A 23,064-nucleotide genomic window follows, 5' to 3' on the forward strand; every position below is an offset into this window, starting at 1 on the left:
GTCCAGTAAAGGATCGTCTCTGCCTAATTTGCGTACGATGCGGTCGTCTGGATGAACATCGAATAATTCGTGCAACGGAATCATCCTCTTTGGGCAGATCTGTTATAGATTATGGGGGGCTGTCATGGTCCGGTTCGTTCCATACTTTTGCGCACGGCGAAACGGCGGAAATGTCTGGTCACGGCAACCGGATGGCTGCCTTGCAGAAAGCGATGGTCGCCGACCCGCCATGTATGCGTGCTCTTATTTTTTCTGCGAATATAAACGTAGTTATATGGAGATGTAGCGTATATGGCATAGCCTTTCTCGGAGCAATTCCGCAGAAATTGGACGTCTTCGCCGAGCGAGAGATCGGAGAAACGTACCTTCTTGAGAATTTTTTTGTGAAACAAGAGGGTCCCTCCTTGAATGAATCCGACCCATTTGTTCTTTTCGTGAGGGGACCGGATGATAAGCTTGCGGCTGGCAGCCAGGTAGACCAAACAGGCGTGTTTGCCGAGTACAGGGCTTCCTGTGCGAAGAAGCGCATGGACCTGTTCCTTTAAATAGTGCGGGGAATAATAGTCGTCGTGGTCGAATTTAGCAATCAAAGGATATTTGGCCCGGCAGATGCCGCAATTCAAACATTGGCCCAACGAGATCCGCTCCGGCACTTGATAGACGGTGACATCGGGATACATGGCGGTTTTCTTCCGCCATTCCGTTAAATGGATGTTATCCTTATTCAGGATGATAATCAATTCTTTGCGCTTGTAGCGCTGGGTCCGGTAATTGTTCAAGATGTTCTTGAAAAAACCGGGATGATTCGTGCATGTGATAATGGACACACCAGGTTCGGACAAGAGCTTCCCCTCCACTCGTTTCCCCCACCTAATTCCTATGTCTTATAAAATTCAAATTCGCGGAAGTTTGCTTGGGCGGTCTCCTCCTCCAACTGGTGGATGGTGATCTTATCGATTGAAGAATAACCAGGATTCATTAGGGGAGCGATCGGGTTGAAAATACAGCGTCTGCTTGGCATTACCATGGTTCTGTTATCGAGGCGTACGAATGGAAGAGCTTGACGCACGATGGGGCAATCCGGAGACAGGCCCTTCCGTTGACCTTTTGCTGCATGCTCACCCGCGATTAAGAGTACGGATGGAGGAAGCCTTCGGTCTGGACCAGATCGAGACGCAGGAAGACGGCTCTTTGTTAGTGAGGGCCAGCTATCCGGATAATCATTGGATGTACGGCATGATCCTCAGCTACGGACCGGACGTTCGCGTGCTGGAGCCCTCTTTTGTGGCGGATCAGATTAAAGACCAGGCGGGGCGGATTGCAAATAACTATTAGCGGCCGAGAGGTCCGGGATGCTGATGCCCTGTGCTACAAGTTGCTTTTCTGGGTGGCCGTTTGGGCCTCTTGCCTTGCTTCAAGCAGGGAGAGAACCTAATAGGAGCGGTTTGTACCTCTTATTTTGTCCAAAAACCGGCTTAGACGCAGAATAAGAGCGGTTTGAAGCTGCTAAAATCCGTGAAGTGGGTGCAGACCGGACCAGTGGGCTGAAATAAGGGGTGCAAACCGCTTCTATTCATCTCGATCGTTCCCATGTGTCGAAAATAGAACATGCCAGAGACCCTTATTTTGTGCTGGAGCCGATACGCATTTCGTCTCAGCGAAGCCGGAACACGTTCTGCCCGATGAAACCGTGAACGATTCCTTAAGAGCAGCGAGCACCACCCTCACATAGCAGCAGCGGAAGCCCGGGACCCGTCCCGGAACACTTCCGCTGCTTTTTTGCTGCCGGGTCCGGAAAGCCCCTCTCCCATGCGCACGAAACGAAGGCCCGGCTCCCGCCCAACATTTACGAAATCTCCACCTGCACTTAACGCTCCACTAATACTTGCTTCTTATGATGGAGGTGTGAAGGAAATAAAACATTTCAAGCATGATGAAGGAAATCCTACAACAGGAGATGTGGATGCGAAGATGATTCAGTATTTATGGTTTGACCTCGGGTATACGCTGGTGAGCACGAACCGGGAAGACGTGTATCAGAAAGTGCTGGAGCGTTTCGACGTATTCCGGAACAGGGAAGAGATCGCAATCGCTTATCATAGGGCGGACAAGCTGTTCATGCGGGAATATCCGGGCGTACTCGGCAAAGACAGCCGGGCGTTTTTCCCCTGGTATATCGGGACGCTGAACTATTTTCTGCGGCTGTCGCTGCCGATCGAGGAAGTGCTTGAAGTGCAGCGGGACGTAGCCCGGGAATGTCCGATCCAATGGAAAGCTTTCGACGGAGCGAAGATGACGCTTCGCCATCTGCGGAGCCTCGGATACCGGCTGGGCCTGATCTCGAATTGGGACGAGTCGGCACGGGCGGTGCTCGCTCGCAATGGACTGGACGAGGAACTCGACGAGATTGTGATCTCCTCGGAGGTCGGCATCGAGAAGCCGAATCCGGACATTTTCCGGATGGCCCTGAGCCAGGCAAACGTTACGGCGAGCGAGTCGCTGTACATCGGGGACAACTATTACGACGACGTCGTCGGCTGCCAGAAAGTCGGCATGCACTGCCTCCTCATTAATGCCTACGGCAACCGCGGGGTCGAGGAGCTGTCGTATCACCCGATCATAACTGGCATTCAGGACGTCGCTGCCTACCTGGGACACCCCCGGGTACAGCTGGAGATCAATCGGTAAGGAGATTTGGCGGATGTCGACGATCACGGAGAAAATCGAAGCCCAATTCGATACCTTAAGCGTCGCGCAGAAAAAAGTGGCGCACTACATTCAATCCAATATGCAGGATGCCGTGATGCTGTCGGCGCAAAAGATCGCGGGCAAGTCCGGGGTCAGCGAGGCGACGGTCCACCGTCTGGCGCAGGCTTTGGCTTACCCGAGCTTCTCGGGCATGCTTCAGGATTTGCGCGGTCATGTGCTGAAAGATCAGCGGGCCGTCAAAAATTTCGTATACACGACGAGCCATCAGGAAGATTCCTGGATCGAGAAACATTTCGTGCAGGAAATCGAGAACCTGCGGGAAACGATGGCGTGGACGGATAAGGCGGACGTTCATCAGGCGGCCCGGATGCTGCTGGATGCGGACCGGATCTGGATCGCCGGATGGCGGATGGGCTTGTCGGTCACTTCGTTTTTCAGCTTCGTCCTGAAATATATGCTGGGCAATTGCGAGCTGATTCCCCAGGGAGGTGTTGCGGAGTACGCGGCCTATATCCAACCCGGCGACCTCGTATTCGTGTGCGGGTTCCCCAGGTACTGCTCGCGTACGCTCAAGGTGGCGGCGCTGGCCAAGGAACAGGGAACGAAGGTAATCGCGCTGACCGACTCCGGGCTGTCCCCGTTTGCGAAGCTGGCCCATTTGACGCTGTACGCGGCATGCCGGTCCACCGGATTTCTCGATTCATACACGGCATCGTTATCCGTGGTGAACGCCCTGATCAATGAAATCTCCCATCTGGAGAAGGAACGGGTCAAGATCAATATCGAGAAGATGGAAGTGATGTTCAAGGCGTTTCAGGACAACTTCGAGTGGACGAACCGGTCGAAACCATAATCGCTGCAGGAAAGGATACTCGATGAATCTTACAGTAATCGGCTGTTGGGGGGCATACCCCGAGAAAAACGAAGCGACCTCGGGTTATCTGGTCGAGTGCGAGGGCAGCCATATCCTGCTCGATTGCGGCAGCGGCGTGTTGTCCCGGCTGCAAAACCATTGCGCGCTTGAACAGCTGGACGCCGTCGTCCTTACCCATATGCACGCTGACCATATGGCGGACGTGTACAGCTTGGAGTTTGCCATACTAATTTTGATGCAGATCGGCAGACGGTCGAAGCCGCTCTACCTGTACGTGAACGAGAAGGAGCTGGACAGCCTTGCTTTCGAATACCCGGATTATGTCCGCGTCCATCCCGTCCGGGCAGGCGAGGAACTGACGATCGGCCATGTGCGGCTGCAGTTTTCCGAGACGGTGCACGAGATTCCGTGCCTGGCGGTCAAGCTGACGTCGAGGGAAGGCAGAACGCTCGTGTATTCGGGCGACACGGGGTATTGCCAGGCAATGATCGATTTGGCCCGGTCTGCGGACGTGCTGATGATCGAAAGCAGCTTTTACGACTTTCAGGCGGGCCGGATGAAGGGGCATCTGACGGCGGGCGAAGCGGGCAAAATCGCGGCATTAGCCGGCGTGGGGCAAACGATTCTGACTCACTTTCCCCATTACGGAGATTTGAATCAACTGGTTCTGGAAGCTTCGAGGCATTATGCAGGACAGATCCGTTTGGCTTATGGCGGCATGCAAATCCACATTTGAGGGTGAAAGGGGTTTTTCTCTTGTTGAAGCTTAGAAAATCGTTCGTGGTTGGCTTCTCTTCGCTCATGGTTGCATCGATGGTACTGGCCGGCTGCGGTAGCAGCAACAACAGCAGCAGCAACGGCAGCGGTTCCTCCGCAACCGGGGGAACGGGCGCTTCGGCTCCGGCTTCCACCTCCGGAGGGAAGGTGAAGGGCGGTACGGTGCGCGTAGCGATGGCGACCGAGCCTGACAATCTGGACCCGTACTTGTCCGCGGCGACGGATACCGGCTCGATGATGGACAACGTGTTCGACGGTTTGTTCGAGGGGGGCGAGAACAGCGACCTCGTTCCGGCTGTAGCGGAATCGTACAAGGTGTCCGAGGACGGATTGACGTATACGTTCACCTTGAAGAAAGGCGTCAAGTTCCATGACGGCTCGGATCTGACCTCGGAGGACGTGTACTACTCGTATGCCAAATTAGCCGGTCTGAATGGGAAAAAGCCGCTTTCCTCGAAGTTTGCCGCGATTGAGAAAATCGACGCTCCGGATGACCACACCGTGGTCGTGAAGCTGAAAGCTAAGGATGCGGCGTTTCTGGCGGCCAACATTGTCGGGATCGTCCCGAAAGACTATGAAGGGCACAGTGCGAAACCGATCGGGGCGGGGCCGTTCAAGTTCAACTCGTATACGCCGGGCCAGCAGCTCGTGCTGGAGCGCAACGACAGCTTCTACGACAAGGAGCATGCTCCGACGCTCGACCGGGTGGAATTCAAATTTATGCCGGACGCGAACGCCTCCGTGCTCGCTCTGAAGTCCGGGGATATCGATATGGTGCCGGGTATCTCCGCGCAAGGCGCGCTCCAGCTCGGAAGCGGGTTTCGGATCGTGTCCGGGCCGCAGAATATGGTGCAGCTGCTGGCGCTGAACAACTCGGTCGAGCCGCTGAACAACGTGAAGGTGCGTCAGGCGATCAATCACGCGATCGACAAGGACGTCATCATCAAGACGGTCGCCGAAGGCAACGGCGTCAAGCTCGGCTCCAACATGAGCCCGGCCATGAAGATGTATTACAAGGAAGGTCTCGACAAGCGGTACGAGCCGAACGCCGAGCAAGCGAAGAAGCTGCTGAAGGAAGCCGGCTACGAGAGCGGGATCAAGCTGACGATTACCGTTCCGTCCAACTACAAGTTCCACGTCGACACGGCTCAAGTGATCGCCGAACAGTTGAAAGCCGTCGGCATTCAGGCGACGATCAAGCAGATCGAGTGGAGCAGCTGGCTGGAGGACGTGTACAACAATGCGAAATACGAAGCGACGATCGTCGGTTTGACGGGCAAGCTCGATCCGCACGAGGTACTGGGACGTTATGAGACGACTTATTCGAAAAACTTCTTCAAATTCAGCAACAGCGAATTTGACAATCTGGTCGGCAAAGGCCGTCTGGAAATCAATCCGGACAAGCGGGCCGAATTGTACAAGCAGGCGCAATCGATCCTGACCGAGCAGGCGGCCGCGGTATACATCATGGACCCGAACCGCTCGGTTGCGATGAAGGACAGCCTGCAAGGCTATAAAATGTACCCGATTCAGAAATACGATTTTGCCGCTATGTACTACACGAAGTAACGAGGGAGAGTTTCGGTGAGATTTTACATCCGGAAGCTGCTTACATTAGGTTCGACCGTCCTGCTGGTGTCGGTCATTACGTTTCTTGTCTTTCAAGTGCTGCCGGGGGACCCGGCCGAGATCGTGCTCGGCGTCGATGCGGACCCGCACCAGCTCGCGGAGCTGCGGCAGACGATGGGGCTGGACCGTCCGGCGGCGGAGCGCTACTTGTCCTGGATGAAGGATACGGCTGCCGGAGATTTCGGCCAGTCGCTGCGCTACCATCGCCCGGTGGCGGACATCGTGGCGGAGCGCCTGCCCGTGACCGTATCGGTCGCGCTGATGTCCTTGGGACTCACCCTGCTCTTGGGCGTCCCCCTCGGCATCTATATCGCGCGGAACGACGGCAAGCTGCCGGCGCTGCTGCTGTCGGCCTTCACCCAGCTCGGGCTTGCGGTGCCGTCGTTCTGGCTCGCCTTTATCCTGATACTGGTCTTCTCCGTGACGTTCCGCTGGTTTCCGACCTACGGCTACGTCCCGTGGAGCGAAAATCCGGTGCGGGCGTTCCAGTCGCTGTTCCTGCCCTCGCTCGCTCTCGCCGTACCGGGCATCGCCGTCGTCATCCGGTATTTGCGCAATACGCTGCTTGATCAGCTCCGTATGGATTACGTGCGTACGGCAAGAAGCAAAGGGCTGCGCGAGAAAATTGTCCTGTACCGGCATATTTTGCGCAATTCACTGATCCCGGTGCTCACGATCGTCGGTCTGCTGATCGCGGATACGCTGGGCGGGAGCATCGTCGTGGAAAATGTGTTTGCGCTGCCGGGACTCGGCAACCTGCTGATTACCTCGATCGGCACACGGGACTTGCCGCTGCTGCAAACGATGGTGCTGTACATTGCGGTTATCGTGGTTTGCATCAATTTTGTCGTCGATATGTTGTATAGAGTGATCGATCCGCGCATTCGACTGAAAAGGTGAACATGATGAAATGGAAACAGCTGATCCGAAACAAACCGCTCGCCATCGGCGGCGGCCTGATCGTCCTGCTCCTTGCGCTTATGGTGACGAGCCTGTTCTATACCCCGTACGGTCCGAACGATATGAACACGGCGATGCGGCTCGCTCCTCCGCAGGCCGATTACTGGTGGGGGACGGATAATTTCGGGCGGGATATTTTCAGCCGGATTATGGAGGGAACGCAGACCGCCTTTCTGATCGGCTTCTCGTCCGTAGCGATCGGCTTGTTTTTCGGCTTGATCATCGGAGCGGTCGCCGGTTATGCGGGAGGCTGGGTCGACGAAATTTTGATGCGGATCATCGACGCCAAGCTGGCCTTTCCCGGCATCCTGCTGGCGATTATGCTCGTCACCGTATTCGGTCCCGGGCTGGGCAATACGATTATCGCCCTTGGCGTGATGAGCATCCCCGCGTTCTCCCGGATCGCCCGCAGCGGGTTTATTCAATACAAAGAGTTCACGTTCGTCAAAGCCGCCGTGGCGAGAGGGGCGGGGCCGCTGCGCATTATCTTCCGCCACATTTTGCCGAATATGACGTCGCCGCTTATCGTCGCCGCCTCCTTGCGGTTTTCCGGGTCCATTCTCGCCGAAGCGGGACTGAGCTACCTGGGGCTGGGCGTACAGCCGCCCGATCCGAGCTGGGGGCGGATGCTGAGCGAGGCGCAGCCGTTTATCATCAACGCTCCGTGGTACGTCCTCATTACCGGTGCGGTCATTACGGCGATGGTGCTGGGGTTTAACTTGCTGGGAGACGGGCTAAGAGACGCTTACGACAAACAGGGTTAGGGGGATACCGCTATGGCAAGCGCCTTGCTTGAGCTTCAGGATATGGAAGTGGCGTTTACGATCGGGAAGAAGACCTATCCGGCGCTGCAGCAAATTTCGTTTCAGGTGAAGGAAGGAGAGACGGTCGGAATCGTCGGGGAATCCGGCTGCGGCAAAAGCTTGACGTCGTTGTCCGTGATGGGCTTGCTGCCCGAGACGGCGGCGATGACCAAGGGCGGGATCGTGCTGGACGGCAAGTTTATGGAGCCGGCCTCTCCGGAAAGGTGGGGCGCGGTCAGAGGCAAGCAGGTATCGATGATCTTCCAAAATCCGATGTCGGCGCTGAATCCGCTGATGCCGGTCGGCAAGCAGATCGCCGAGATGGCGATGACCCATCTGTCCGTCTCGAAGCCGGAAGCGAAGCGGCTCGCCACGGAGATGATGGTCAAGGTCGGCCTGTCCCGGGTGGAGCGGTTGTACGACGATTATCCCCACCAGCTCTCCGGGGGCATGATGCAGCGGATTATGATCGCGATGGCGCTCATCTGCAGCCCGAAGCTGCTGATCGCCGACGAGCCGACAACGGCGCTCGATGTGACGATCCAGGCGCAAATCCTCGATCTGCTGCGCGAGATGAACCGCTCGACAGGCACCGCCATTTTGTTGATTTCCCACGATCTGGGGGTCATTCGCGAAGTATGCGACCGGGTGATCGTCATGTATGCCGGGTATATCGTCGAGGACGCTCCGGTCGGGGATATTTTGGATCATCCCAAGCATCCGTACACGGCGGGGCTGCTGCAATCGCTGCCGGGCGCAGACAAGCGGGGGCGTCCGCTGTATACGATTCCCGGCCGGGTGCCGGCGCTGGCCGACCGGCGGTCCGGATGCCCGTTCGCGGGACGCTGCCCGAGTGCAACGGACCTGTGCGAGTCGGTCGCCCCGGATCTGCTGCAGGCGGCCGCCCATCACCGGGTCCGGTGCCACTTGTATGCGAACGGCGGGAGGGCGGTATGACGGAGGCGCTCATTCAAGCCAGCTCGCTGACCAAGCATTATCCCGTTCCGAGGCAGAAGCTGTTCGAGAAGCGGCACATGCTGCGGGCGGTGGACGGTGTTTCGTTTCGGATCGCGGAGGGGGAAATATTCGGACTGGTCGGCGAAAGCGGCTGCGGCAAATCGACGACGGGCCAACTGCTCGTGCAGCTTGTGAAGCAGACGGGCGGAGAGCTCTTCTACCAGGGCCGGAACATAAGCGAGCTGTCGGACGGCGAGATGAAATCGCTGCGCAGAGACATTCAGATCGTCTTTCAAGACCCGTATTCGTCCCTGAATCCGAAGAAGACGATCGGCTGGATTCTCGAAGAGCCGCTGATCATTCATCGGATCGGCGACAAACGGTCGAGGCGGAAAATCGTCGCGGAGACGCTGGAGCAGGTCGGCCTCGACCCCAGCTATGCGGGCCGGTATCCGCACGAGCTGAGCGGAGGACAGAGGCAGCGTGTCGGCATCGCCGCGGCTCTCGTGCTTACGCCCAGGTTCATCGTCATCGACGAAGCGGTCTCCGCGCTCGACGTATCCGTGCAATCGCAAATTTTGAACCTGCTCAAGGAGCTGCAGCAGAAGCGGGGATTAACGTATTTGTTCATCTCCCACGATCTGAACGTCGTCGAATATATCAGCGACCGGGTAGGCGTTATGTATTTGGGGAAAATGGTGGAGATTTTCACAGTCGGCGAGGCCGGGGACGGCCCGCTTCATCCTTACACGCGGGCGCTATTCTCGTCGATCCCGGACGTGAAGATGAAGCGGGAACGGGTGACGCTCCAGGGCGAGGTGCCGAGTCCGATCCATCCGCCCGGCGGCTGCGCGTTCCATCCGAGGTGTCCGCTGGCGACGGACAAGTGCCGCGTAACCGCTCCGGAATTAAGGCGCGTTGCGGCCGGGCACGAAGTCAGCTGCCATTTATACGAGGAGGCGAACGATACACCGTGAAATTGGGCGTCATATCGGATTTGCACGTGGATCTTAACGAGCTTGACGGCGAGCCGCCGATCGAAGAAGCACTGCTGGAGGTCGCCGCCGAGCGCGGCCTGGACGGCTTGATTATTGCCGGAGACATCTCGAACGACATGAACCGGAGCCTCGCCGTCCTTCATGAATTAAAGGAACGGTGCGGCTTCCCCGTTATGTTCGTTCCGGGTAATCACGATTACTGGAGCAAGGACAACGGAATCCGCGACACGTGGCACATTTACCGGCAATTGCAATCGTTCGAAGGATGCTTGAGCGAGAGACCCTGCGAGCTGGATAACGGCTGGGTCGTCGTCGGCGGCTCGGGCTGGTACGATTACACGATGGGAGAGCCCGACTACTCGTTCGACGATTTCGAGCGGATGCACGCGATGGACCGGACGTGGCAGGACAGCATCTATGTCGCGTGGGGGAGGAGCAACCGCGATATTCACCGGTACTTCTACGAACGTCTGGAGCGGGAGCTGGCGGAGCACCAGGGTAAGCCGATTGTGATGGTTACGCATATGCTGACGCATCCGTATTTTAAAGTGCCGATGCCGCATCCGCAATGGTCGTACTTCAATGCGTTTCTGGGAAGTACGGAGTATGCCGAGCTCTACCGGCGTTACGGCGTGCGTTACGGAATTATGGGGCATGTCCATTACCGGAAACGGCACACGGATCGGGGAACGGAGATGATCTGCGCTTGTCTCGGATACCGCAAGGAGTGGCGGAAGGCGTCTGCGGTTGAGGAGATCCGGGATTGCTTGCAGACGATTGTTTTGGTTTAACCTATAGATTCGCGCGACAGCGGACCGTCCGGGTGGTTATGACCGGACGGTTTTTCGTCTGTGCTGCTCGGCCTCGTACGTCCCCTGCTTAGGAGCGGGGAAGGAGTCGAACGGGTGAATAGGGGTGGTTTGTACCTCTTATTTTGCCCGAAACCTGCTTGGGTGGCGGAATAAGAGCGGTTTGAGGCTCTTAAAATTCGCGGAAATGGGGCAAACGTGTCCTGCTGGTTGAAGTAAGGGGCGCAAACCGCTCTTAAACGCCTCGGCACCCCGACTAGGCCGAAAATAGAGGGTGCAAAAAACCGTTATTTTCGTGCTGGAGCTGTCGGCGGAGCATAATTTTTTTACCGAGCCGCAGCCGTTAAATAACTCTTTCGCCGAAGCTTTTGGGCTGTACAACGTTCCAACCCCCGTTTTTTTGATACAATAGATTAGATTACGATTAGGGGAGGTTGAAAATGGTACGGTTACCAAAGTATATTCATAACTCACAGGGTACACTGTGGTTGACCGAGGACGAAAGGGACAATCTGAAAATCAGCTACCGCATCAAGGAAGTATTGTTTGAGGAATCGAGCCCGTTTCAGCATGTGATGGTGCTGGATTCGTTCGATTTCGGTCCCATGCTCGTGCTCGACGGCGTCGTGCAGACGACTTCGAAGGACGGACACATCTACAACGAGATGATTACCCACGTTCCGTTAACGTTCCACCCGAAGCCCAAGGATGTGCTGATCATCGGAGGGGGCGACTGCGGCGCCGCCAAAGAAGCGGCCAAGTATGAGGGGGTCGAACGGATCGATCTGGTCGAGATCGACGAAGCCGTCGTGAGAGCCAGCAAGCTGTACATGCCGGAAGTGTCCGGCAACTTGTCCGATTCCAGAGTCAAGTATCATTACGCCGACGGCGTTGATTTTGCCAAGAAGCAGTCCGCCGCCTACGATGTCATTATCGTCGATTCGTCCGATCCGGTCGGACCGGCGCAGCAATTGTTCGAACCCGCCTTCTACGAAAGCCTGCACCGGGCTTTGCGCGAAGACGGCTTGATGGTATGTCAAAGCCAATCCCCGATTTTCCACGGCGACGTTTTGGAGCAGACGTACCGCCGGATCGGGAACATTTTCCCTTACTGCCGCCTATACACGGCTGTCGTACCGACTTACCCGGGGGGCTTGTGGAGCTTTACGATCGGCTCCAAGCGAGAGCTCCCCGCTCCGGAACGAATCCGTTTCGATAAATCAGCGCTGTATGCAAACGAAGAATTGATTCGCCGCTGCTTTTCCTTGCCCGCCTTCCTGAAAGAGAGACTGGAGCTTCCGCTGAACGTAAGCGCGGGCCTGGCTCAATAGCCGGGACCGGGGCGGGCGCGGAAAGCGAAGCCGTGCGGCAGAATCGCATAAACGACAAAACGGGAGGATGGCCGTTCGGCCACTCTCCCGTTTTTTTGTTAGTTGAAGTGCAGTCTGCCTATGTTCTAGCGGTCCATCAAACCGAACTGGATCGCCAGACGTTTCAGGATAACGACGGCTTGCGCGCGGCTCGATTGCTGCTTCGGCTCGAACGCGTCGTCGCTCATTCCGTTCATCAAGCCTTCGGCGACAGCGAAAGCGGCTGCGTTTCTAGCCCAGTCGCTGATCGCGGAGGCGTCCGCGAACGGCTGCAAGGCACTCGCTGTTCCTTTGGCAGGCTGGCTCGTGACGAAGGCGGCAGCGCGTTCGGCCAGAACGGCCAGTTCCTCGCGGCTGATCACCTGGTTCGGACGGAACGAGCCGTCCTCGTAACCGTTGATCAGTCCGGCGCCGGCTGCCGCAGCTACCGCTTGCGCATACCAGTCGCCCGAACGCACGTCGTGAAACGAGGCGTCGTCCTGGCGTTCGGTCAGACCGAGCGCACGGACGAGCAGCGCTGCGAATTCGGCCCGGGTAATCGGGCGGTCAGGAGCGAATTCGCGATCCGTAACGCCCTTAGCCAGCAGCTTCGAGGCCAGCAGATCGATATCGGCCTGCGCCCAGTGGCCTTGCGTATCCTGGAAAGCTTTGTCGGCTGCAACAATCGCGTACAGGCTGTTGCCGGTCCGCTTGATCGTTACGATCGTTTTGCCGTCTGCTTGCTTGAACCGGGCCGGTACGAACGTCATCTCCCCGGTGACCGGATCGAATACGACTGCGGTGGCATAGCTCGGTACACCGCCCGAAAGGGCAATCGAGCGTTCCACGTACCGGTTGCCGAAATCACGGACTTCCAGCGACTCGCTTCCGGCTTGGACGAGGATACGGAAATCATAGACGTCCCCGATCATTTCGCCGCCTTCCGCTTTTATCGCATCCGCGACAGGTTTTGCATCCGCTCCGGATTTTTTCTCGATCGAGAGCGTAACTTGAAGGTCGTCCACTTTGGCGCCGAGCCTGGCGGCCAGCGCAGCGCTATCAAGCAGATCGGCCGGCAGCTTGTAGCTGACATCGCCGACTTTTACGGTAAGCACCGCGCCCGCTACCGAATCGGCGGCCTTGACGAGATCTTGCAGGGAAAGCGTCACGAGAGCGGTCGGCTTCGTGGCCGGCACTTCGACGACGATTTCTTTCGCTGCGCCGCCTTGCTTCTTCAGCGCGTCCAGCGCTTGAGCGATCGCCTTCGCGTCCAGGGCTACTTTCATGGCAGGCTTGCCTTGAGCGTCGGTCGTCTCGGATGCGGTCGAAGGCAGGACTACGCCGCCGTCAACCGGCTTCGGCTCCGGAGACGGTGTGGACGGTCCCGGTCCGAATCCTCCGCCGGTGGAAGGGGAGGTCGAATCGTCCGGCTCTTCCGTGCTGCCCGGCGTGTACGTCAGCTGGATCGACTTCTCGTTTGTTTTCATCCCATCGACATAAACGGCGAAGGTGACGGTGTTGCTGCCTTGCTGCAGTTGGACGGTACCGGTGAAATCACCGTTCGTTGCGACTGCAGCGGCCGTATTGTTCAGGCTGACGGCGACATCGGTTCCGGCGCCGAGCAGTTTGACATGTCCCTTGATCTGCGGGTAAGCGGTCGATACGGTCTTGCCGTCGTACGCCATGTATCCGGAAAGGGCGGCGGCCCGGATGTCGTCCCCGACGTTGTACGAATTGGCTACGAGCTGACGCTTCGTGCGTACCCCGTTCTCGTCGAGCGCGGAGATGACCATGCCACCCGCAGGAATCGCGCTGTTGTTGTCCTCTGGTGCGCCCCAGTTCCAGCTGATCGCCTGCGTTTTATTGGCGATCTTCGTTACTTTGCCGGTCGCGTCGGCTACGACTTCGACGCCGAAACGGTTCGCGCCGGTCGACGTGCCGAACTCTTCGTTGTACACGTTCAAGTCGCCGGAATTCCGGCTGACGTTGTAATAGCTGCCTTCGATAAAGGAAGAAGGATGGCCCGGCTTGCTCATGCCGATCTGATAATCTTTCACATACGCTTCGTTGTCGATGGACGCTTTCACAATCGGCCAGTTGGCGAGCGAAGCGTCAAACAGCATCAGGCCGTTCGAGCCGCCCAGCGCCGTTTGGAAAATTTCCCGCTGCAGGGCAGGGGACTGCAAGTCCGCAAGCGCCATCCCGGCATACAGCGGCACTTCGCCGTTCGTGACGATCGAGTCCAGCGTCAGATACCGCTGAATCTCCGGCGTTGTGCTGTAGTAAGTGCCGACCATCAGGAAATCCAGCGCATGGATATATCCGGTCTGATAATACTCATTCGTATAAATCGAATCGTTCGGGAACTTCAGACGGCTGTCATAGCGGAAGTTTTTGCTTCCCCAGTGAACCCCGTTCAAGTAATAAGACTCAAACCAGGCGCCGACATAGGCCGACGTTTGGATCTTCTTCCCTTTGGAGGACGAGTAGCGGTCGACCAGGTCGCGCGTTTCCTCCACGAAGCTTGCGATCGTGCCGGAGCGGAACTCCCACCAGTCCTGGAGAAGCGGACCGTCCACCCGTTTGCCGTCCACATAACGGAAGATATCGTCCGGCCATTTCGTAAGCGTTTTGCTGCGCTGCTGCAGGAACGTTTCGAACTTCGCTTTCGTCAAATCGCTGAAATCGGCGGTTTCGTTGTCGTAACGGCCGCGGTCGAGAATGATGCCGTCGACGTTGTAGTTTTTCAACACTTCCTCGAACGTCTTCAGCTGGAAGTCGCGGACTTCGTCATTCGAAGGATTGACGAACAGGACCGCTGCGCCGCCGGAACCTCCGGTTAGCCCTTTTTGGCCGTAGGCGCTTTCTCTCAGACGTTTGATTGCCCCGTTGTCTTCCGGACGGAAAACCCGCTCTTCCCAGTCCAGATGCTGGTCGATCACGGCAAAGTCTTTCACCGCGATGGACCCTTCGGCGAATACGTTAAAGGCTGCATGTACTTTCAGTCCGAGCGCATGGCCGTGCTGTAAAAACAGCTCCAGCAAGTCCAGATCGGGATTGGAGCCTTTCCGGTCGCTGGCTACCATCTCGCTGACGTAAGGGCGATGGGTCAGATCGCTTTGTTTGTAAGAGACGTAACCTTCAACCCCTTTGACGTCAAACGCGATGTCGGTCACGCCGGCTTCCTTCGCTTGGGTAAGGAAGTGAAGGACGCTTTGGCTCGACTGGAATTTCTTCGCGTTGGCCGCCTGGTCGACCCACAAAATGATTTGCTTGTCCGAAGTCAGGGAAGGCCGGCTGAATACGACGATCGATTTGCGGTCCAGCTCGTTTCCGTTTTTGGACAAGACGGCGTCGAGATAATTCGGTCCGGCCGCGAGCTCTGCGGTATGCTGGAACGTGCCGTCCGGTTGCAAGGCGACCGTATTGCCGCCGATCGTCAGGGAAGCGCCGGTCGGATTCGTAATTTTACCGGCGATCGTCGTCCGCGTATCGGCTGTCGTAAACATCGAGAGCCCGTCCAGCTGCATTCTCGGGACAGCGCCCGTACCGCTCATTAGGTCGGTGACGGAGACGACGTTGCCGTTTTTGCGCAGCTTCACCAGATCGCCGACTTTGAATTTGGTCGCCAAATATTTCTTGATGTCATACGAGTTGTAGCTGTTGTCTTGCGCCATGACGACATAGCCGCCCTGCGGAATCTCCAACTCGCCTCCGACCCACGACGGCGCGCTGTTGCCGCTGGCCGGATTGATCATCTTGGTTACTTTGCTGTCCTTGTCTACCTGAATCGCCACGTTAAAGGCGGGCACTTGAATTTTCGAGCCGTATTCGGGAGTGAACAAGGCAATAATATTGGATATGCTCGTCACATCTTTGTCGATGTAATTGATCGGTTTCTTCGGTCCTTCGACGACGATCGTAATGTCCTCCGGAGGAGCCTCGATCTCGATCAGGTCGCCGCTCTGCTTCTGATACACGAGCTGCAGCTCCGTTTCTTGCAGTACGGCGGCATTTTTCAGCAGCTGGACGGATACGGTATTGCCACCCTCGACCAGCGTCACCGTCTGGCTGAACGCTCCGTCGGCCCCGACTGCAACCGGCGTGCCGCCTACTGTGACGGACAGCCCGGCGTCCGGCTTATAGTTCAGCACCTTGCCCTGCACATTGTATGTGGCGGTCGTTACCGTCGCTCCCTCTGCCCCTTGGACTTGCAGGCTCGGCAGGTTCAGGACGTATTCCGGGGTGACCGGTGCTCCGCCGTGCTGGAGGAAAACCGTATCGCCCGCTTGGAACGCATGGTACAGCGCTTTGCGGAAATTTTTACTAGCCCAGCTGTTGTCGGAGGCCAGAATGATGAACCCGCCCGGCGGAATCGCGACAGTTTGATCAGGTTCCCATGCTACAGGCGCGTTGTTGGTCGGATTGAGGCCTCCGGTCGGGCCTGCGACCTTAAGGACGACGCCTTGTGCGTCCACCTGGATCGCTGCGTTGTTCTTTTTCACTTTCACCACGTTGCTGTTGCCTGCCACATTGGTGACCGGCGTCCCGCTTGTAAAGATCGCGAGATAGTCCGATTTCTGAGGATTGTCCACATCGACGTTAATGTGGTTTACTAACAGCTTCTTGCTTCCGTCCTGCGTCACGGCATACACCGCATTGCTGACGGCAGCGCTTTCATCGCCGCCCGCCGCTTGCGCCGTCGTTCCGAGATTCGGAAACAGCGAGACTAGCAGACAGACGACGAGGAGCACGCTCCACCTGGCCGTATTTTTACGCAATTTTTTCCACCTTCCCTTTTCTGGTTGTTTGGAATACGGTTTCATTATAGGTGGGCGCGGTATCCTCTTATAGAGCAGATGATGACAACTTTTGGCACTATGATGACATTCTAATTCAAGTCCGCACTTCGGCGGGACTCCCCCGAAGCCTTAGTGTTACGGAAGTCCCGATAGGCTCGGGACGTTGGAACTACTTGTACTGCCGGTGGAGAAAACGGCTGATTTTTTTCGGATACAGCTATTGACCCTCCTCTGAGGGGAGCCCCTAAATTTGATTTATACGGTTAGATATGCTGGATTCGGTGGAAGTGGACGCCCAAGGCGGCCTTTTCGCGATTCGCCGGCGGTCGCGCGTAGAAATCTAATAAATAGGATTTACAACTTGACCGGACGGAGGAGGGAAAATTATCCTGTTACTGAGAGCGATACTACCTGTGATTGAAGATTCGGAGCGCGAATTAAAGGAGACATGTCGTGAGTCACAACTACCAGTATGATTTCGAGTGGAATTACAATGCGGATGAACCGAAAAGAGAGCGGCTGTTTCCGTTGTTCAAAGCGGTATTCAATATGAAAGAATCGGACCTCAAGGCGTTATACGCAAGCGGATTCGCTAATCCTACGTACACCCCGTTTACTTATTTCCATGATGGCATTGCGGTTGCCAACGTTTCAATGTTCGAGCTGCCGATGAGGATCGGCGGGCGGAGGGTGAATGCGGCGGGCATCCAATCGGTCATGACCGACCCCGGGCACAGGGGGAGGGGATTGTTTCGTCAATTGTTTGAGACGATGCTGACTGAGCTGGACCGGCGGCATGAGGCGGGCTTTTTATTTACCGATTCGCCGCGGCTGTATGAAGGCTTCGGTTTCAGGGAAGTCGAAGAAACGTTCTTCGTCTCTCCCTATCGATATCGTCCGGGCGGACCAAGCACACGAAGCATACGGAGCATACCGAGTTTAAGGAAGCTGAGCTTAACCAATGCAGAAGATGTGCAGGTGATCCAGGAACAATTCCGGCAACATGCGCCCGTATCGTCTGTTTTTGCTCCAATGTCGCACGGCGCATCCTTTTATTTGAACATGCTCGATCCGCAGTTGCAGTCCAACTTGTATTACTCCGAGCAGCTTAAGGCGTTGATTGTTTGTAAATTTGAAGGCGAGACCCTGAAGCTGTACGACATCGTCGGGAGGCGGATACCGAAACTTGATGAAGCGGCCGCGGCGATTGGCGAACCGGTATCGAAGGTGGAATGTTATTTTCATCCGGACCTGCTTCATCCGGGGCCATGGACGCCGATACCTTCTCCGGGTCATTTGATGGTAAGGGGGGCTATCGAGCTTCCGAAGCAGATTCACTTTCCGATTACGGCTGCTTTTTAAGTCTTTTTGAAAAAAATATATCGGTGAAGGATGTGCTTCCAGTGAAACGCCATATCGCGCTTCTTATGCGGAGTCTAGTTCTAGTCGTCCTGTTGTGCGGGGAACTCCTTCGGTCGCTCACGCGGCGAATGTGCGGGTGTCCGTGACAGACGATCCGGTCCGAATCAACGGTCAGCTTATAGATAATGTCCACTCCAAATATCCGTTTATCACTTACGGCGGGATTACGTATTTGCCCTTGACATGGGACCACGCGATAGCGCTTGGCCTTGGTCTGGGATGGGACGCGGACACAGGTTTGCAAATTGATTCAGCATCCCCGCCGGCTTATGGAACGTCTGCGGCTTGGACGAAACCGGCCTTCAAACAGGACTTGTCCGCAAGCCGAGTACTGCCGGCCAGCTACACCGCCGTCAAATCGGCTTACCCGATCTCGATCGCGGGGACGTCCATCGACAACAGCCGGGAAGAGTATCCTTTTCTCGAGCTCCAAGGAATTACCTACATGCCTTTGACGTGGAGTGTGGTGAACGATCAGTTGAAGCTGACGATCTACTGGGACCCCGAGAACGGATTGAACGTAATCGGCGGTCAGCGGCAGGTGCTGGGGAATATCGTATTCGATGATGCGAATGATTTGTATATCTCTCCATCGGTCATGCCGCCGGCCGGACCGGGCAATCTGGTTAAGGTAAGCAAGTCGCTGTCGGGCGAACCGGTCTGGATGAACCAAGAGGAATCGCAAAAGATACAGGAGCAAATCAAACGGACCCGACTGGCCGATCCATATCGCGGAACAGCGGCGGAGGTGGAGGAGCGCGAGGATGGGCTTTATTACAAGGGGCTTAAGCTGCTCGAAAAAACGGAGATGGTTGAACCTTCGGGAGTCTCGTCTAAAGTTGAGTTCAGCGGGACCCTGTTCCAACTGAACAATAATCGTTCGCTGCTGGCTGTTCAGAAGAGGACGGTTTTTACTTCGGCTTCGTTGCGCACAGGTTATGTGTACATATACTCGGATGGAAACGCAATACCACTCGGCGAATTTCCGCAAGTTCCGGACAAGGTTATCCCGAATAAAGACGGCAGCTTTTGGATTGCTTCCGATATCCAATTCGTCCACGGGCATGGTTTGCTGGATACGCTTCGGCTGGCTCATTTGAATGCTGACGGCGAACTGAAAAGCATGAACCGGGAGTGGAATAAACTCTCTGTAAAAATGCTGGGTATCGGCAGCAGATCCTTCGATTTCGGCGAAATCGGGTATGCCAATCCGCAAACGGAGGAAGGTCGCATCTTCGTTCAACTGACCCCATATCCGCTGGACGGGGAACGACCGACGATCGAAGCGGGCTTGTACGCGGTGGATTCCGCTCAGAACCTGACGCTGCTCAGCGAGCCGGTTCCAGAGTCGGCCCAACTGTACGTAAGCAGCGACAAACAGCTGTATTCGCTGGGGGAACGGGTCAACACGCTCCGCAATATCAGTACCGGGGAAGCGGCCATGTGGTACGACTGTGAGCTGCTGGAGACGGAGTGAGGTAAGGTCTGTGGCGCATTTGTTTCAGATGTTATATTCTGGTAGGCAATTGAGAAAAGCGTATAGGCGGGCTTAACGAGGAGGATCGGCATGAGCCCTCACTACAGAAGAGCTTCTCTTCAAGATGAAGACGAATTATTCGATCTAGCGACACGATTAGCGACAAGCTTTACCCTCTGCAGGGCGGATTTCTCCAAGACTTTCCGACATGTGATAACGGATGCCCATGCGGATCTGTTCATTGCTGAGATGGATTCTAAACTGATCGGATACGTACTGGCTTATCGCCATTCAACCTTTTACGCAAACGGAGTTGTAAGTTCGGTGGAGGAGCTATTTGTTGCAGAGGCGTACAGAAGAATGAACATCGGCAAGAAGCTGATGGCCCTGGTGGAGGAGCAGGCCGCCGCTCGAGGTTCCAAGCTGGTTGCTCTTGCGACTAGAAGAGCCGGCGAATTCTACAAGTCTATCGGGTATGAGGAGTCCGCCGCTTATTTCAAGAAAACGCTCCCTTACCGAAACGAGCAGGAGTGAGGCAATTTCCATGATCATTCAAGAAATAAACGACATCCTAAGAGAGCGAATCCGGGATTTCCGAGGGGCCATTGTTGTGTCCAGAGGACGAGTCCATGCCTTGGACCAATTGCCAGGATATGCGGCGTGCATCGCTGATGAGATCAAGGGACTCATCATGTATAACATGCAGGACGACGAGTGCGAGATCGTGTCTTTGGACAGCAAGCTGGAGGGCCAAGGGATCGGTAGCCAATTGATAGAGGCGGTTGTCCGCCGGGCCCAAAAAAGCAATTGCAGCAGGGTATGGCTGATCACGTCCAACGATAATACAAAGGCGATCCGTTTTTACCAGAAAAGAGGGTACGATCTGAAAGCGGTCCACCCGCACGCGATAACGGAAGCTAGAAAGGGAAAGCCATCGATCCCGCTCAACGGCTTCGACGGCATTCCCATTCGCCATGAAATCGAATTTGAATACCGGTTATGACCGTAACCTGCGAGGGGAAGCAGATCTGTTCGATAGCAGACTGCTTCTTTTTTTATATACGTCAGATATATAAACGCTTCACTGTGGTCAAGCGGAGGAAGGGTCATCGCCCTTTGTTGAGCCAGCAAGTGTCGCAAGCGGCTCATAGAGGGGGGCCGTTTGGCCCACTGCCCTGCTTCACGCGGGGAAGGAACCCAATAAGAGCGGTTTGTACCCTTTATTTTGTCCGAAAACCCGCTTGGACACGGAATACGAGCGGTTTGAAGCCGCTAAAATCCGCGAAAAGGGTGCGCTCCCCATCAGTTGGCTGAAATAAGGGGTACAAACCGCCTTTATTCGTCTCTATCGTCCTCCTATGCCGAAAATAGGGGGTGCCAAAGACTCCTATTTGATTAGTCAACTCGTACGCACTGCGTTTCAGCGCGCAGCTACACATGATCTGCTCACAAGAATGAGGGGTACACAACGGACTTCATCCGGAGTCGAGCAGTTCCCGCAAACCCCCATCGACGAGCGGCTGGAGCGAAGGTCCCCATCCCCTCCCGCGCACCAACGTGTGGGTCTGCACGCGAAAGGTCATTCCGGACGCATGAACCTGACTATTTCCCCCTAAAAAGTACTTGCTTCCCATTGTCATATGACAAAGTAATGACACTGATCACTATGGGATAACCGCGATATGAATTAAGATTAGTCGAACCCTAATTAAAGTGCTGAAATGGGGGCTTCACCTATGTCGAGATTGAACTGGCAATCGACAGCTTTTATTCGATTGGTGAAGAAGCGGGATAGGTACAGATAACTAGGCGGAACTGTTATTCGGACATCGACATCGATGTTCTTTTGACAGTTCCATATTAAAGGGTTACTCCAACTGCGGATCGTCTGCTTGGGAGTAGCCCTTTTCAGATTCAGATTCAGATTCGCTTCAGAACGACGCGGCAGTTCAAGCGCGCAGCCGCTTCATCTCGAACATCGCATGGTCTGCAAGATTGATGAGCGCTTGCCCTTCGGCGGCATCTGCCGGATAATAGCTGACTCCGATGCTCATGCCTAGAGGCAAGCTTCCGTATTTCACGAGAAATGACGCGAATTGATGCTGCATCTGTTGAATTGTATTCTGAACGTCCTGCGGGGACGGAGAACGGCCGATGAATACAATAAATTCGTCTCCGCCCATACGTGCGGCCACGCCCCGGTCTCCGATCGTTTCCTGCAAAATCTGGGCCGCCTTTTGCAAAGCTTCGTCGCCCGCCAGATGCCCGCGGGTATCGTTCAGTATTTTGAGCTTGTCCAGGTCGATCAGAAGCAGCGCCACCGTCTCCCGATGCTGCTCCGCATACTGCAGGGCTTCGTCCAGACGTTCGTAGAAATATCTGCGGTTCGGCAGCCGGGTAAGCGGATCGTGGTAAGCCAAAAACCGGATCTCTTCCTGGTGCTGCTTCTGGGCCGTAATGTCGCGCAAAATCAAAAGGACATGATGCTCATTGTCCACCCAGACGTAATCGGCATTGACGAGCAGGGACATCCGCTTGCCGTTATGTTGAATTTCGGATTCATATTGCTTGATCGGCACTTTGGACGTTATGCGGTTTTTAATCTCGGCGTCAAGCAAATGTGTAATTCGGACGTTGTCTATGACCATGGAACCGAACAACTGCGAGGCTCCCGGGTTTGCATTTTTGATCCTGCCGCTGCTGTCGATCAGGAGAATGGCGTCGGGATTCAGCTGGAACAGCTTCTCGAACCGTTTGTCGTACAAATTCAAGAAGTCGTGTTTCTTCATCGTATGCCTTAAGAAGTAACACCAGACGATGCCGCTGTACAGATAAGGGTAAGGCGGCAAAGTATCCCCGTAGTTGATATAGCCGAACGCGACATGCCACAGGATGGACACGGCTACGCCCCAGATCAACTGGTTGTAGATCGACCTCTGCTCCGGAATGACCGATCTGGACTTGGCGATCAGAAGCGGGATCAGATAAATAAGATCGGTGAATATGCTCGCGGTCATCGCTATATAGTAGCCGGCATTATAGACGGGCAGCTTCCACAAACCGGCTTGAGTAAATTCTTGAGCCGCTATGAAGCCTGCTCCCGATGCAAGATTGACGGCGACAAATAAAAGCGGCAAGTAAAAGATGTAGGGATATAGAAACCGCGGCATCTTTTTGTCAAGCTGCGAAAATTTGATCAGAAAATGAAAGCAAATGCCGGGAATCACGATCCCCACGCTGCTCAGCCAAAGCGATGAAAGAACCGGGCTGTATTCGATGGATACTTGGTTTCTCACATATTCTTCGACGAACAGCAGCATGTAGCAAACGGCGATCAGGGATAGCAGAATGTGCTCCGTTTTTTTCTGATTCCGCAAGAGTACATCCGTAGCCATGTACATAAAAAATAAGATCGGTATTCCGTGTGTGAACAGCAGGGTAAACGCATCTTGTATATTCATGGGGTTCACCAAATCTTTCCTGGGTAGTAAACGAAGG

The 23,064-nt window shown here is 55.5% G+C and carries 18 protein-coding genes; 15 read left to right on the plus strand and 3 right to left on the minus strand.

The genetic code is table 11. The features are described 5' to 3' along the window. Positions 1–122: 122 nt before the first annotated feature. Positions 123–842 (minus strand): glycosyltransferase family 2 protein, encoded by a 720-nt coding sequence (locus tag IDH45_RS18960; protein WP_223836784.1) that lies wholly within the window; start codon positions 840–842, stop codon positions 123–125. Positions 843–1,050: 208 nt separating this feature from the next. Here IDH45_RS18960 and IDH45_RS18965 point away from each other — a divergent pair, with 208 nt between their 5' ends. The 11 genes from IDH45_RS18965 (at position 1,051) to speE (ending at position 11,847) form a co-directional block, all read left to right on the plus strand. Continuing rightward, the gene (locus tag IDH45_RS18965) at positions 1,051–1,335 is read left to right on the plus strand and encodes a helix-turn-helix transcriptional regulator (RefSeq protein ID WP_190929695.1); all 285 of its coding nucleotides are present in this window, start codon (positions 1,051–1,053) and stop codon (positions 1,333–1,335) included. Between the two features lie 636 nt (positions 1,336–1,971). Continuing rightward, positions 1,972–2,688 (plus strand): HAD family hydrolase, encoded by a 717-nt coding sequence (locus IDH45_RS18970; RefSeq protein ID WP_190929696.1) that lies wholly within the window; start codon positions 1,972–1,974, stop codon positions 2,686–2,688. Positions 2,689–2,701: 13 nt separating this feature from the next. Then, on the plus strand, positions 2,702–3,562 hold the full coding sequence (locus IDH45_RS18975) for a MurR/RpiR family transcriptional regulator (protein WP_190929697.1): 861 nt from the start codon (positions 2,702–2,704) through the stop codon (positions 3,560–3,562). Between the two features lie 22 nt (positions 3,563–3,584). Beyond that, positions 3,585–4,319, plus strand: a complete 735-nt coding sequence (locus IDH45_RS18980) for an MBL fold metallo-hydrolase (RefSeq protein ID WP_190929698.1) — start codon at positions 3,585–3,587, stop codon at positions 4,317–4,319. A 23-nt stretch (positions 4,320–4,342) separates the two neighbouring features. Beyond that, positions 4,343–5,929: an ABC transporter substrate-binding protein gene (locus IDH45_RS18985; RefSeq protein ID WP_223836785.1), complete on the plus strand. Its 1,587-nt coding sequence runs from the start codon at positions 4,343–4,345 to the stop codon at positions 5,927–5,929. 15 nt (positions 5,930–5,944) lie between these two features. Then, positions 5,945–6,889 (plus strand): ABC transporter permease, encoded by a 945-nt coding sequence (locus IDH45_RS18990; RefSeq protein WP_190929700.1) that lies wholly within the window; start codon positions 5,945–5,947, stop codon positions 6,887–6,889. 5 nt (positions 6,890–6,894) lie between these two features. Beyond that, entirely contained in the window at positions 6,895–7,713 is an 819-nt protein-coding gene (locus IDH45_RS18995; RefSeq protein WP_190929731.1) for an ABC transporter permease, read from the plus strand. A 12-nt stretch (positions 7,714–7,725) separates the two neighbouring features. Next, positions 7,726–8,709, plus strand: a complete 984-nt coding sequence (locus IDH45_RS19000; RefSeq protein ID WP_190929701.1) for an ABC transporter ATP-binding protein — start codon at positions 7,726–7,728, stop codon at positions 8,707–8,709. Continuing rightward, on the plus strand, positions 8,706–9,686 hold the full coding sequence (locus IDH45_RS19005; RefSeq protein WP_190929702.1) for an ABC transporter ATP-binding protein: 981 nt from the start codon (positions 8,706–8,708) through the stop codon (positions 9,684–9,686). Before IDH45_RS19000 ends, IDH45_RS19005 begins: the two co-directional genes overlap by 4 nt. Continuing rightward, positions 9,683–10,498: a metallophosphoesterase gene (locus IDH45_RS19010; protein WP_190929703.1), complete on the plus strand. Its 816-nt coding sequence runs from the start codon at positions 9,683–9,685 to the stop codon at positions 10,496–10,498. The genes IDH45_RS19005 and IDH45_RS19010 overlap by 4 nt, the downstream gene beginning before the upstream one ends. 458 nt (positions 10,499–10,956) lie before the next feature. Next, the gene (gene speE / locus IDH45_RS19015) at positions 10,957–11,847 is read left to right on the plus strand and encodes a polyamine aminopropyltransferase (RefSeq protein ID WP_190929704.1); all 891 of its coding nucleotides are present in this window, start codon (positions 10,957–10,959) and stop codon (positions 11,845–11,847) included. A 125-nt stretch (positions 11,848–11,972) separates the two neighbouring features. Here speE and IDH45_RS19020 read toward each other — a convergent pair whose 3' ends face one another. Next, positions 11,973–16,646: an S-layer homology domain-containing protein gene (locus IDH45_RS19020; protein ID WP_190929705.1), complete on the minus strand. Its 4,674-nt coding sequence runs from the start codon at positions 16,644–16,646 to the stop codon at positions 11,973–11,975. A 474-nt stretch (positions 16,647–17,120) separates the two neighbouring features. Here IDH45_RS19020 and IDH45_RS19025 point away from each other — a divergent pair, with 474 nt between their 5' ends. The 4 genes from IDH45_RS19025 (at position 17,121) to IDH45_RS19040 (ending at position 20,569) form a co-directional block, all read left to right on the plus strand. Next, positions 17,121–18,029 (plus strand): GNAT family N-acetyltransferase, encoded by a 909-nt coding sequence (locus IDH45_RS19025; RefSeq protein WP_190929706.1) that lies wholly within the window; start codon positions 17,121–17,123, stop codon positions 18,027–18,029. A 136-nt stretch (positions 18,030–18,165) separates the two neighbouring features. After that, positions 18,166–19,566 carry a hypothetical protein gene (locus IDH45_RS19030; protein WP_190929707.1) on the plus strand — a complete coding sequence of 467 codons (1,401 nt, stop codon included), beginning with the start codon at positions 18,166–18,168 and terminating at the stop codon, positions 19,564–19,566. 90 nt (positions 19,567–19,656) lie between these two features. Continuing rightward, entirely contained in the window at positions 19,657–20,100 is a 444-nt protein-coding gene (locus IDH45_RS19035) for a GNAT family N-acetyltransferase (RefSeq protein ID WP_190929708.1), read from the plus strand. Between the two features lie 76 nt (positions 20,101–20,176). After that, positions 20,177–20,569 carry a GNAT family N-acetyltransferase gene (locus IDH45_RS19040; protein ID WP_317891235.1) on the plus strand — a complete coding sequence of 131 codons (393 nt, stop codon included), beginning with the start codon at positions 20,177–20,179 and terminating at the stop codon, positions 20,567–20,569. Positions 20,570–21,515: 946 nt separating this feature from the next. Here the strand turns inward: IDH45_RS19040 and IDH45_RS19045 are convergent. Further along, a complete protein-coding gene (locus IDH45_RS19045) occupies positions 21,516–23,027 on the minus strand; it encodes a diguanylate cyclase domain-containing protein (protein WP_190929710.1) in 1,512 nt (503 codons plus the stop codon). Between the last annotated feature and the right edge of the window lie 37 nt (positions 23,028–23,064).

Origin of the sequence: Paenibacillus oceani, assembly GCF_014705615.1 — a bacterium.
Classification (GTDB): Bacteria; Bacillota; Bacilli; order Paenibacillales; family NBRC-103111; genus Paenibacillus_AB; species Paenibacillus_AB oceani.

What these genes read in the sequence shown, in the direction of transcription:
- IDH45_RS18965 (WP_190929695.1), top strand. Translation starts at nt 1,051, where the DNA reads ATGGAAGAGCTTGACGCACGATGGGGCAATCCGGAGACAGGCCCTTCC.
- IDH45_RS18970 (WP_190929696.1), top strand. Translation starts at nt 1,972, where the DNA reads ATGATTCAGTATTTATGGTTTGACCTCGGGTATACGCTGGTGAGCACG.
- IDH45_RS18975 (WP_190929697.1), top strand. Translation starts at nt 2,702, where the DNA reads ATGTCGACGATCACGGAGAAAATCGAAGCCCAATTCGATACCTTAAGC.
- IDH45_RS18980 (WP_190929698.1), top strand. Translation starts at nt 3,585, where the DNA reads ATGAATCTTACAGTAATCGGCTGTTGGGGGGCATACCCCGAGAAAAAC.
- IDH45_RS18995 (WP_190929731.1), top strand. Translation starts at nt 6,895, where the DNA reads ATGAAATGGAAACAGCTGATCCGAAACAAACCGCTCGCCATCGGCGGC.
- IDH45_RS19000 (WP_190929701.1), top strand. Translation starts at nt 7,726, where the DNA reads ATGGCAAGCGCCTTGCTTGAGCTTCAGGATATGGAAGTGGCGTTTACG.
- IDH45_RS19005 (WP_190929702.1), top strand. Translation starts at nt 8,706, where the DNA reads ATGACGGAGGCGCTCATTCAAGCCAGCTCGCTGACCAAGCATTATCCC.
- speE (WP_190929704.1), top strand. Translation starts at nt 10,957, where the DNA reads ATGGTACGGTTACCAAAGTATATTCATAACTCACAGGGTACACTGTGG.
- IDH45_RS19035 (WP_190929708.1), top strand. Translation starts at nt 19,657, where the DNA reads ATGAGCCCTCACTACAGAAGAGCTTCTCTTCAAGATGAAGACGAATTA.
- IDH45_RS19045 (WP_190929710.1), bottom strand. Translation starts at nt 23,027, where the DNA reads ATGAATATACAAGATGCGTTTACCCTGCTGTTCACACACGGAATACCG.